Below are 11,468 nucleotides of genomic sequence, written 5' to 3'. Positions count from 1 at the left end.
GCGGGGCGGCAAAGCTGCTCGCGCAGGGCCTGTGCCGTACCGGTGCAGCCCTGTCCCTGTGCGAGGTCGGTGGTGACCATGCGGAAACGCCCACCCGCCTCAGCTGTGGAATCCGGGCGTTCCTGCATGGTCATCGGCGCTCCCGAGCGCCGGCAGGCCGGCAGGGGCCGCCGTCAACGCGCCGCTAAATTCCGGTGCTCGCGGAGCTAAGGAGCCGTTGGCGCACCTGGCCACCGCCCAGCGCGGACGTCGAAGGTCGATTCAGCGCATTTCGCGCCATACCGCCCCATAGACCACGAGAGGAGCCCGAACGATGGCCGACATCGTGTTCGTGCTCACCGCTGCCGCGTTCTTCGCGCTGTGCACGGGCTACATCCGCGGCTGCGAACGGATCATCGGCGAGGGCCCCGCCGGCGCGGGAGACCGAGGCACCCCGGTGGAGACGCCGTGAACTGGGACGACGCCCTCGCACTGATCATCGCCATCCCGCTGGCCGGCTACCTGCTCGCCGCCCTGCTCGCCCCCGAGAGGTTCTGATGCCCGGCTCCGCCTGGCTGCAGTTGGCCGCGCTCGTCACGGTCCTGCTGATCACCGCCCCCGTGCTCGGCCGCTACATGGCCGCGGTCTACGGCGACCGCCCCGCTGCGCCCGGCGACCGCGTGTTCCTGCCCGTGGAAAGGGCCGTGTACCGGCTGTGCCGGGTCGACCCCGCCCGCGAGCAGGGCTGGAGCGGATACGCCCTTTCGCTGCTCGCGTTCAGCCTGGTCTCGTTCGTGCTGCTCTACGCCCTGCTGCGGCTGCAAGGGGTGCTGCCGCTCAACCCGGTCGGGCTGCCCGGGGTCCCGCCGCACGTGGCGTTCAACGTTGCCGTGAGCTTCATGACCAACACCAACTGGCAGGCCTACGGCGGCGAGTACACGATGAGCCACCTCACCCAGATGAGCGGGCTGGCGGTGCAGAACTTCGTGTCGGCGGCAGCGGGCATGGCCGTCATGGCCGCGTTCATCCGCGGGCTGGCCCGCCGGCGCGCCACCGCGATCGGCAACTTCTGGGCCGACCTGGCCCGCGGCACCGTGCGCATCCTGCTGCCGATGTCCTTTGCGCTCGCGCTGCTGCTGGTCGGACAGGGGGTGGTGCAGAACTTCAGCGGCAACACCACCGCAACCACCCTGGAAGGCGCCCGCCAGCTCATCCCCGGCGGCCCCGCCGCCGGGCAGATCGCGATCAAGCAGCTGGGCACCAACGGCGGCGGCTTCTTCGACATGAACTCCGCGCACCCGTTCGAGAACGCGACCGCGCTCAGCAACTTCGCCGAGAACTGGGCGATCCTCATCATCCCCTTCGCCCTGGCGTTTACCTTCGGGCACCTGGTGGGCGACCGCCGCCAGGGCCGCGCGGTGTTCGCGATCATGGCGACCGTCTGGGCGGCCGCCTCGGTGGCCATCATGGCGCTGGAGAACGGCGGCAACCCCCGGCTCGCGCCGCTGGGCGTGGACCAGGCCGCGGGCTACCTGGAGGGCAAGGAGGTGCGCTTCGGATCGGCCGCTTCGGCACTGTGGGCGGCGTCGACGACCGGGACCTCCAACGGGTCGGTCAACGCCATGCACGACAGCTTCACACCGCTGGGCGGCGGCACCGCGCTGCTCCACATGATGTTCGGCGAGGTCAGCCCCGGCGGTGTCGGCGTGGGCCTCAACGGCCTGCTGGTAATGGCGATTCTGGCGGTGTTCGCCGCCGGCCTGATGGTCGGCCGCACCCCCGAGTACCTCGGCAAGAAGATCCAGGCGCCGGAGATGAAGCTGGTGGTGCTGTACCTGCTGGCCATGCCGACCGTGCTGCTCGGGTTCGCCGCCGCCTCGGCCGTACTCGACCCGGCCCTCGCCTCGCGCGGGAACACCGGGGCACACGGGCTGACCGAGATCCTCTACGCCTTTGCCTCGGCCGCCAACAACAACGGTTCGGCGTTTGCCGGACTGGACTCCTCGACCGGCTGGTACACGACCACCCTCGGCCTGGCGATGCTGGCCGGCCGGTTCCTGCTGATCATCCCGGTGCTGGCGATAGCCGGCTCGATGGCGCGCAAGTACCCCGCTCCGGCCACCGCCGGCACCCTGCCCACGCACACGCCCCTGTTCGCGGGGCTGGTCATCGGGGTCGTCGTGATCGTCGCCGGCCTGACGTTCCTGCCGGCGCTCGCGCTGGGTCCCATCCTCGAACACCTCTCCCTGTAGGAGGGACAACGTGTCCACCACCATCCGACAGGCGGCACCCGAACCCGCCGCCGCGACCGGTACCCCGCTCGGCCCGCGCCCGCCGCAGCGGCGCGCACTGCTGGACCCGGCGATCCTGCGCCGCGCGCTCGCCGGAAGCTTCGCCAAGCTGCACCCGCGGGTGCAGGCGCGCAACCCGGTGCTGTTCGTGGTCTTCGCCGGGAGCCTGCTCACTACCGCCCTGTTCCTGCGGGACCTGATCACCGACCCTGCCGCGGACAACATGTTCAACGGCCTGGTCACGGCGTTTCTGTGGTTCACGGTGCTCTTCGCCAACTTCGCCGAGGCGCTCGCCGAGGGCCGCGGCCGGGCCCAGGCCGCGGCGCTGCGCAAGACCCGGTCCGAAACCACCGCACGGCGCCTGGCCCCGGACGGCACCGAGGAGCAGGTGCCGGCCGCCCACCTGAGCGCGGGCGACACGTGCGTGGTCGCCGCGGGCGAGACCATCCCCGGCGACGGCGATGTCATCGAGGGGGCGGCCAGCGTCGACGAGTCGGCCATCACCGGCGAGTCGGCCCCGGTGGTCCGCGAGTCGGGCGGCGACCGCTCGGCCGTCACCGGCGGCACCCGGGTGCTCTCCGACCGGATCACCGTGCGGATCACCGCCGCCGCCGGCCGGACGTTCCTGGACCGGATGATCGCGCTGGTCGAGGGCGCGCAGCGGCAGCGGACGCCCAACGAGGTCGCCTTGAACATCCTGCTGGCCGGCCTGACGATCGTGTTCCTGATCGCCGTGGTGACCCTGCAGCCGTTCGCCGTCTACTCCGCCGCGCGCCAGGACGTGGTGGTCCTGGTCGCCCTGCTGGTCTGCCTGATTCCCACGACGATCGGAGCGCTGCTGTCGGCCATCGGGATCGCCGGGATGGACCGGATGGTGCGCAGCAACGTGCTGGCGGTGTCGGGGCGCGCGGTGGAGGCCGCCGGCGACGTCGACACCCTGCTGCTGGACAAGACCGGAACCGTGACCCTCGGCGACCGGCAGGCGGCGGCGTTCGTCGCGATGCCCGGGGTGTCCGGCCGGGAGCTGGCCGAAGCCGCCTACCGCTCCAGCCTGGCCGACGAGACCCCCGAGGGGCGTTCCATCGTCGCCTTCGCCCAGGGCGGCCCCGACGCGGTCGGCGCGGAGGATGCGGCGGGCGCAGTGGACGGCGGCACCGCCGGCGCGGTGGTTGCGGTGCCCTTCACCGCCCGGACGCGGATGAGCGGCGTCGACTGCAGCGGCTACCGCATCCGCAAGGGCGCGATCGGCGCCGTTGAGCAGTGGGTGCGCCAGAGCGGGGCCGCGGTGCCCGAGGCCGCGCGCGAAGCCGCGGACCGCATCTCCGCCGCCGGCGGCACCCCGCTGGCGGTCGCCCGCGCCGACCGCGGTCCGCGCCCGGACCGGGACGCGGACCGGGACGCGGACCACGAGCAACAACAAGAGCAAGAGACCGCACGGGTGCTCGGCGTGATCCACCTGAAGGACGTCGTCAAACCCGGCATGGGCGAACGGTTCGCCCGGCTGCGCGCCATGGGCATCCGCACGGTCATGGTCACCGGCGACAACCCGCTCACCGCCAAGGCCATTTCCGAGGAAGCGGGCCTGGACGACTTCCTCGCCGAGGCCACCCCGGAGGACAAGCTCGCCGCGATCCGGCGGCACCAGGCCGAGGGCGGCCTGGTCGCCATGACCGGCGACGGCACCAACGACGCGCCGGCCCTGGCCCGAGCCGATGTCGGCGTGGCCATGAACACCGGCACCCAGGCCGCCAAAGAGGCCGCGAACATGGTCGATCTCGACTCCGACCCCGCGAAGCTGGTCAAGGTGGTCGAGGTCGGTAAGCAGCTCCTTGTCACACGGGGCGCACTGACCACGTTCTCCCTGGCCAACGACGTCGCCAAGTACTTCGCCGTCATCCCCGCGATGTTCTCCGGGGTGCTTCCGGCTCTGGAAGGGCTGAACGTCATGGGCCTGGCCTCGCCGCACTCGGCGATCCTCTCGGCGGTCGTCTTCAACGCGCTGATCATCGTCGCGCTGATCCCGCTGGCGCTGCGCGGCGTGCGGTTCCGCGCCGCCTCGGCTGCCGCTGTCCTGCGCCGCAACCTGCTGGTCTACGGGCTGGGCGGCCTCGTCGCGCCCTTCGCCGGCATCAAGCTCATCGATATGGCCCTCACCGCTCTTGGAGTGTCCTGAAATGCGCGTTCTCCTGCGCCGGCTGGCCGCCGCCGGCGGCATGCTGCTGGCCTTCACCGTCCTGACCGGCTTCGCCTACCCCCTGCTGCTCACGGGCGCGGCCCAGGCGCTCCTGGGTGAACGGGCCGACGGCTCGCTCGCCGAACGCGACGGCCAGGTGGTCGGCTCGCGCCTGATCGGCCAGCCGTTCGAAGCCGCCCGGTACTTCCACCCGCGGCCGTCGGCGGTCGGTTACGACGGCTCGCACAGCGGCGGGAACAACCTCGGCCCCACCGACCCGGAGCTACTCGCCGATATCGACGCCCTGGCCAGCGCCTACCGTACAGAGAACGGGCTGGCACCGGACGCCAAGGTCCCGGTGGATGCGGTCACGGCCTCCGCTTCGGGGCTGGACCCGCACATCTCGGTCGCCAACGCGCGGCTGCAGGCGCCCCGTGTCGCCGAGGAGCGGGGCATGGGCACCGCGGCCGTGCTGCGCCTGACCGAGCAGCACACCGCCGGGCGTGCCCTGGGCATCCTCGGGCAGGAGGGAGTCAACGTGCTCGAAGTCAACCTCGCTCTGGATGCGGCGGCCCGATGACCGCCGCCTGGCGCGTCCTGGTCGTCGACGACGACCCGCGGATCCGCAAGACGCTGGAGGTCAACCTGCGGGCCCGCGGCTACGCAGCCGACCTCGCCGCGGGCGGCGACCAGGCGCTGCAGCTCGCCGCCCGGCGCCACCCCGACGGGGTCATCCTCGACCTGGGCCTGCCCGGTACCGACGGCCTGGAGGTCATCGAAGGGCTGCGCGGTTGGAGCCGCGTGCCGATCGTGGTGCTGTCCGGCCGCGACACCGAGCCCGTCAAGGTACGCGCCCTCGACCTCGGCGCCGACGACTATGTCACCAAGCCGTTTGCGATGGACGAGCTGTTCGCCCGGCTGCGCGCCGCAGTGCGCCGCTCGGTGGCGGGCGGCGGCGGCTCGGTGGTCGAAACGCCCGACTTCACCATCGACTTCGCGGCAAAGGAGGTACTGCGCCGCGGCGAGGCCGTCCGGCTGACCCCGCGGCAGTGGAGCATCGTGGAGGTGCTGATCCGCAACGCCGACCGCCTGGTGACCCCCGAGCAGCTGCTGCGCGAGGTGTGGGGGCCGGGCTACGGGACCGAGACCAACTACCTGCGCGTGTACATGACCCAGATCCGCCGGCGCCTGGAGCCCGTGCCGTCGAGCCCCCGCTACTTCACCACCGAACCCGGCATGGGCTTCCGCTTCCGGCCGCCGCAGCAGCAGCGGGAAGAAGCAGGGGACGCACCCATCTGAGTGCCCGGGGGCGGTGGGCGCCTGTGGACGGCGCCGGCTTCCGGCCGCGCGGTGCCGTACGGTAAAACATCCCCCGTCCCCTCACCTAGCTAGCGGAGCTTTCCAATGAGCGAGCATTCCCCCGCCACCGGCCATCCGGGCGGGGCCTCTTCTGGGCTTGATCTGACCGTCCCGCATTCGGCCCGGGTGTGGAACTACTGGTTGGGCGGCAAGGACAACTACGCCGCCGACCGCGCTGCGGGCGACGACGTGCTGGCCCGCCTGCCCGATATCGCCCGCGGGGCGCGCGCCGAACGCGACTTCTTGATCCGGGTAGTGCGCCACCTCGTCGGCGAGGCCGGGATCCGGCAGTTCCTGGATGTCGGCACCGGCCTGCCCACCATGAACAACACCCATGAGGTCGCCCAGGGGCTGCAGCCGCGGTCGCGCGTGGTCTATGTCGACAACGACCCGCTGGTGATGGTGCACGCCCGAGCGCTGCTGAACAGTACCGCCGAAGGCGCTACCGACTACGTCGAAGCCGATCTGCGCGACACCGCCACCATCCTCGCCAAGAGCGCGGAAACCCTCGACTTCAACCGGCCCATCGGGTTGATGCTGCTGGGCGTGGTCAACCACATCGTCGACTCCGCCGAGGCCCGCACCGCCGTGTCGGGGCTCGTCGAGGCGCTGCCCGCGGGCAGCTTTCTGGTGCTCACCCATTCCACGGCCGAGGTCCACGGCGAGCCGATGCTGGCGGCGATGCGCGAGATGAACGAGCGCGGCGGCACCCCTATCACGGCCAGGAGCCGCGAAGAGATCGAGCACCTTTTCGCGGGTACGCAACTGCTTGAACCGGGCGTGGTCTCCTGCTCGCGTTGGCGGCCCGCGCTCTCCGGCGCGGCGCTGCCTGAGCAGGTCTACCTCTTCGGCGGAGTCGGGCGCATCGGCTGAACCGGGCGGCGGCCGCCGCCAGCACCGCTGCCCCGGCAACGGCGGCCGCACGGACACGGCAGTGTCCGCCCGGCGTGCCGCGTGTCCGCAGCAACACGGCACCGGCCGCCGGACCCGTGTGTTCCACGAGTGCGGCGGCCGGTGCCGGTTGTGCAGCGGTTGCGGCGGGCGCTGCGGCCCGCCCTCCCGAAGCGCAGGTACCTCAGCCGACCAGGTCGGCCTCCTGCCGCTGCGGGCGCGAAAGGGTGAACTGGAGGAGGGTCTTGAGCACGTTGCCCGCGGAGTTGCGGTCCCGGGCGTCGAAATCGACGATCGGGATGTCCGCCGGGATCTCCAACGCCTCGCGGATCTGGTCGACCGTGTAGGGCAGATCGCCGTCGAACCGGTTGAGCGCCACGATGTAGGGCACGTTCTGGCCGGTCTCGAAGTAGTCGATCGCGTCGAAGCAGTCGGCGAGCCGGCGCGAGTCGACCACGATGACGGCACCGACCGCACCGCGAACGATGTCGTCCCACATGAACCAGAACCGCGCCTGCCCCGGTGTGCCGAACATGTACATGATCAGCTCTTGTTCGAGGGTCAGCCGGCCGAAGTCCATGGCCACGGTCGTGGTGACCTTCTCCGGGGTCGACGACAGGTCGTCGTGCTGCTCGCTGGCCTCGGTCATCACGGCCTCGGTCGAGACCGGGGGAATCTCCGAGACCGAGCTGACCAGTGTGGTCTTGCCCGCTCCGAAACCGCCCGCCACGACCACCTTGGCGGAGACGAGCGATTCCTTCGAGGCACTTGGGCTACTGGAAGAGACGTTCGAGTCCACGAAGCGCCCTTTCAAGAACTTGGTTTTCCGACGGGCTGTGGCCGGTGATGGTCGGGTGGATGAAGACGAGGCCCTGATCAGCCATATCGCTGAGGAGGACCTGGGCCACACCCAAGGGGATCTTGAGCGCAGCCGATATCTCGGCCACCGAGCGCGTCTCCCGGCACATCTCGTGGATGCGCTGAGCCTCGGGAGGCAGCGTAGAGGGGACCTCGGCCTGCGTATCAGAGGCCGATATCAGTGTCTGCACCAGCAGCGGGTGGCGGGAGCGCGTACGGCCGCCGGTGAACGTGTAGGGGCGGATACGCCCGCGCCGGCTCCTGCGGTTCCTCATGTGAGTGCCACCCTCTTCGTCACTGGGAATGCGCGCCGGCCCTCATCGGCCGGCCATCGTTCGCTCACGGTGCCACAACCCCGCGCAACTGCGAGCGGAGTTGCGGGGTGAGAGCGTGCCCCGCGCTCTCCACCAGCTTGGTCATCTGATAAGCGACGATCTTCATGTCCGCGCTGGGCGAGCTGAGGACCGCCAGGCACGATCCGTCGCTGATCGACATGACGAACAGGTGCCCGCGCTGCATGCGCACGATGACCTGTTCGCAGTCGCCCTTTCCGAACATCTTGGCGCCACCCAGCGCAAGGCTGTGCATGCCACTGGCGATGGCGGCCAATTGCTCGGCGTACTGCTCGGGGAAGTCGCGCGAGGCGGTCAGCAAGAGGCCGTCGGAAGAGACCACAATGGCGTGCTCCACGCCGGGGACGTCATCGACGAAGTTGGAGATCAGCCAGGTGAAGTTCTCCGCGTCAGCACTCTCACTCAAGCGGTTGTCCATTTCAGTCCAGCTTCTTAATGGGGGTCAGAGGGGCCGATCGAACCGGAGCCGACCGTGTCAGGACGGCTCATCGGTGCGGGCGGCTTCCTGCTCGCCTTCAACGAAACCCGCGAGGTCGTCGCGGATGCGCGCGGCCCGGTCCACGGGCGGCGCATCGCCGGAGTCGCCGGTGTGCTCGGATTGGTCGGTGCGCCCGGCGGGATCCTCCGCCGAATCCCACGGTTCCGCGGCCATCATGGGAGAGGCGCCGCGGTGCGCGCTGCGGCGCGGTAGCCCGGCGGGGGTGACCGTCGTGGGTTCCATGGCGCTGCGATCCTCCTGCGTGTCAGAGACAGGAGCCGACGGGCCCCGTCCCGACTCGGGGGCCGGACGGCGAGGGGTCGGTGGCGCCACGGGCCGCGGCGCGGGCTCGGGAGCGGCGGGAGCCGGACCGGTCGTGCTGACCAGTTCGGAGTCCAGCATCACGTGGGCGCTGAGACCGCGGAAAGCACGGGCCTCCAGCTGCACCTCCATCCGGTGGCGGTGCGCGATGTTGCTGACCACGTACAGCCCCATGTGCCGCATGACCTCCTCGTCGAGCACCGGCTCACCGCGGAGGCGCTCGTTGAGGTTGGCAAGCTGGTCGTCGGGGATGCCGATGCCCTCGTCCTGGACGGTCAGCAGCAGCCGCTGGCCGTCGGCCATGTACTGGCCGGTGACGACCACTTGGGCGTGCTCGGGCGACTTGCCGGTCGCGTTGTCCATGAGCTCGGCGAGCAGGTGGCTGAGGTCGTCGGCGGCCGTACCCGCGACATAGATCTGCGGCAGGCGCCCGACCTGGACGCGCTGGTAGTCCTTGATCTCCGAGATCGCGGCGCGTGCGACATCCAGCAGCGGCACCGGCTCGGCGGAAGGGTCTCCGCTGTCCTGGTCGGCCAGCACCAGCAGGTTCTCGCTGTTGCGCCGCATCCGGGTGGCCAGGTTGTCGATCTTGAACAGGCGCTCCAGCAGCTCCGGGTCCTCGCTGCTGTCCTCCAGGTCCTCGACGACCTCGATGAGCGAATCCACCAGGGCGAGGTCGCGCATCGCCAGTCCGGCGAGGGTGCTGGTGACCAGCTCCACGGAGGCCGCCCGCGCAATGGGCGACTGCGGCTGCGGCTGCGGCTGTTCGGATTCGGCGGGGCCGGCCGTATCCGCGGGTTCGGGCTCGGGCGCCGCCGCAGGTGCGGCGGCCGGAACCTGGTCGGGCTGCGCCGCCGGGGCGGCGGGCGCAGCCGGAGCCGGTTCCGGAGCAGGGGAGGGAGCGGGCGGTTGCTGCGGCCAGGCGTACTGCCCGGTCTGCCCCGCAGGCTGCTGGGGAGGTAGCGCCTGGGGGTGCTGCTGGGGCTGAAGCTGAGGGAACTGCTGGGCCTGCTGGGGCTGCTGCGGCCAAGCGCCCGCGTCGGGGGCGGCGGGCTGGTTGTGGAACTGCTGCGCCAGAGCCTGCTGCTGCGCGGCGAACAGTTCGTTGGCGGTCATCCCCTGGTCGGGACGCCTGCGCCTGCCGATGCCGAGGCGTCTCAGCAGACGCTGCCACCGCCCTTCTGGTTGGGGTGCCGACCACATGGGCGGCGGTGGTTGTGGGGTCTGGTGCGTGACCGGCGGCTGCGCAGGGGGTGGGGACCCCTGGCCGGCCGATGACGACGCCTGCGCCACGGCACACCTCCTCGTAAGCGGGAACGGGTGGGGCGGCAGCCGGTTCACCGGGTTCCGGGAGCAGAGCGACGGCTTTAGCGCGCTCTGACCGGGCACCCGGATCCGCGCCGCGGACAGAGCCAGGTGCAGCGCAGCACCGATCGCGGCCGGGTGAACTGCCGACGCACGATCCCATTGCTGCAACCGCCTGGAATCCGACGAATCGGCGGTTACGCTAGCACAGCAAACGCGATCCGGTGCGATATACCGAGGAGGAACGTACCTCCGGAAATCACTACCGTGCCGCACAAGCCCAGCCAATCCACCGCGAATCCGACATTTAGTGTGCACAAATTCGGCGCACCTGCCCGTCCGGAACCTACACGTCCGGCCCACCCCGGCGCCGACCACCGTCGTCCGCCTTGCGGTGCCGCCGGTGCGGCACCATTGGCGGATATTGTGCAATGCGGCGCTGACCTGCCCAATACCGCACCGGAGGGGCAGGTAAATCCTGCCGCAGGTCACTCCCGGCGACCGGAGAACCGGCTTTTTGTGATCAAGGTCACGATGGTTGGCGGGGCATTCCGCAGGCGCCGCTGTTCGGCTGGGCCGGCGGCCCCCGCGGCACCGTACTGCATCGCTCCGCAATCCCGGTCCCACGGCCGCGGCCACACCCGACACCCGACGCGCGACGCGCGAACGCGTGGCACGAGCACCCCGCCGGCTTGCCGGCTTGCCTCCACCTGCCGACTCGGGTCGCGGCCGCCCGGAAGTAGAACGGCCTCTGAATAACAATCGAGTAATGCGGATAGCGGGCCGCGTCTTCCGCCATGCGCTGTACAGGACACGGCCAATCGGCCTGCCGGTGTACAACCGGCCGCGACTTTTCCCTGGCCGGATAGGTTGCCCCGAAATGTCGCCGTCTGCACCGACTCGCATCGCGCAGCACTCCGGTCTGTTCGGCCTGTTCGACCGTTCGGGGCGGCCGCGAAAGCACTGATCCCACCGATCCGGAATCGCACCCATTGCGGCCTGCAACAACTCTTTCAGCCGGGTGGCCGCCGCAGTAAGATCCGCCCCGCTTTCACCCGGTCGCAGCGCATACCACACGGGGTGTACACGCAGCGTGGTTACGACCGAGAATGTTAGTTGACAGGTCACGGTATCGCGTGCGTTCCGCTGACGGAATAATCGAATGCGAAAGAGTCTGATGGTGAATCAGAGCATGGTGTGGCCCGACGATGGAGATGGGGCGGACGACGCGTCGGCCATTCGGGGAGGCTCGCAGCCGAGACGCCATCCAACCGAGGCGGAGTGGCGGAAGTCCCATTTCTCGGACGACCAAGGAGGCTCCTGCGTAGAGATACTGGTCAACGGAATACCTGGCGGCGAAGTATGCGTCCGCGACTCCAAAAACCGGGAGCACGCGCCGCTCTCTTTTCCCCGCACAGAATGGTCGGTTTTCCTAGCGGCGCTCAAGCGGGCCGGTTGAC

12 protein-coding genes are annotated in these 11,468 nt (G+C 70.3%); 8 read left to right on the top strand and 4 right to left on the bottom strand.

Annotated features, from left to right (window positions below; all coding sequences use genetic code 11):
- Positions 1–313 precede the first annotated feature (313 nt).
- The 7 genes from ACYVD5_RS20100 to ACYVD5_RS20070 all read left to right on the top strand — a co-directional run bounded on the left by ACYVD5_RS20100 (position 314) and on the right by ACYVD5_RS20070 (position 6,675).
- Positions 314–451, top strand: coding sequence for a hypothetical protein (locus ACYVD5_RS20100; protein ID WP_461002639.1), 138 nt, complete (start codon positions 314–316; stop codon positions 449–451).
- Positions 448–537 carry a K(+)-transporting ATPase subunit F gene (gene kdpF, locus ACYVD5_RS20095; protein WP_461002638.1) on the top strand — a complete coding sequence of 30 codons (90 nt, stop codon included), beginning with the start codon at positions 448–450 and terminating at the stop codon, positions 535–537. The genes ACYVD5_RS20100 and kdpF overlap by 4 nt, the downstream gene beginning before the upstream one ends.
- On the top strand, positions 537–2,231 hold the full coding sequence (gene kdpA / locus ACYVD5_RS20090) for a potassium-transporting ATPase subunit KdpA (protein ID WP_461002637.1): 1,695 nt from the start codon (positions 537–539) through the stop codon (positions 2,229–2,231). Before kdpF ends, kdpA begins: the two co-directional genes overlap by 1 nt.
- A 10-nt stretch (positions 2,232–2,241) precedes the next feature.
- A complete protein-coding gene (gene kdpB, locus ACYVD5_RS20085) occupies positions 2,242–4,443 on the top strand; it encodes a potassium-transporting ATPase subunit KdpB (protein WP_461002636.1) in 2,202 nt (733 codons plus the stop codon).
- A gap of 1 nt (position 4,444) precedes the next feature.
- Positions 4,445–5,023: a K(+)-transporting ATPase subunit C gene (kdpC, locus tag ACYVD5_RS20080; RefSeq protein WP_461002635.1), complete on the top strand. Its 579-nt coding sequence runs from the start codon at positions 4,445–4,447 to the stop codon at positions 5,021–5,023.
- Positions 5,020–5,742, top strand: a complete 723-nt coding sequence (locus ACYVD5_RS20075) for a response regulator transcription factor (RefSeq protein WP_461002634.1) — start codon at positions 5,020–5,022, stop codon at positions 5,740–5,742. Before kdpC ends, ACYVD5_RS20075 begins: the two co-directional genes overlap by 4 nt.
- A gap of 105 nt (positions 5,743–5,847) precedes the next feature.
- Complete coding sequence (locus ACYVD5_RS20070; protein WP_461002633.1) at positions 5,848–6,675, top strand: SAM-dependent methyltransferase; 828 nt, start codon at positions 5,848–5,850, stop codon at positions 6,673–6,675.
- 202 nt (positions 6,676–6,877) lie between these two features.
- Here the strand turns inward: ACYVD5_RS20070 and ACYVD5_RS20065 are convergent, their stop codons facing one another.
- From ACYVD5_RS20065 to ACYVD5_RS20050, 4 genes are all read right to left on the bottom strand, one after another.
- A complete protein-coding gene (locus ACYVD5_RS20065) occupies positions 6,878–7,492 on the bottom strand; it encodes a GTP-binding protein (RefSeq protein WP_461002632.1) in 615 nt (204 codons plus the stop codon).
- Positions 7,467–7,826 (bottom strand): DUF742 domain-containing protein, encoded by a 360-nt coding sequence (locus tag ACYVD5_RS20060; RefSeq protein WP_461002631.1) that lies wholly within the window; start codon positions 7,824–7,826, stop codon positions 7,467–7,469. Before ACYVD5_RS20060 ends, ACYVD5_RS20065 begins: the two co-directional genes overlap by 26 nt.
- Positions 7,827–7,890: 64 nt before the next feature.
- A complete protein-coding gene (locus ACYVD5_RS20055) occupies positions 7,891–8,322 on the bottom strand; it encodes a roadblock/LC7 domain-containing protein (RefSeq protein ID WP_461002630.1) in 432 nt (143 codons plus the stop codon).
- Positions 8,323–8,379: 57 nt separating this feature from the next.
- A complete protein-coding gene (locus ACYVD5_RS20050; protein WP_461002629.1) occupies positions 8,380–9,819 on the bottom strand; it encodes a sensor histidine kinase in 1,440 nt (479 codons plus the stop codon).
- A 1,351-nt stretch (positions 9,820–11,170) separates the two neighbouring features.
- Between ACYVD5_RS20050 and ACYVD5_RS20045 the strand changes: the two genes are divergently transcribed.
- Positions 11,171–11,467 carry a DUF397 domain-containing protein gene (locus tag ACYVD5_RS20045; protein WP_461002628.1) on the top strand — a complete coding sequence of 99 codons (297 nt, stop codon included), beginning with the start codon at positions 11,171–11,173 and terminating at the stop codon, positions 11,465–11,467.
- Position 11,468 lies beyond the last annotated feature (1 nt).

This window comes from Streptomonospora sediminis (assembly GCF_054778995.1).
Note: the sequence above shows the minus strand (reverse complement) of the source record. Positions and strands in the feature narration are given on the sequence as shown.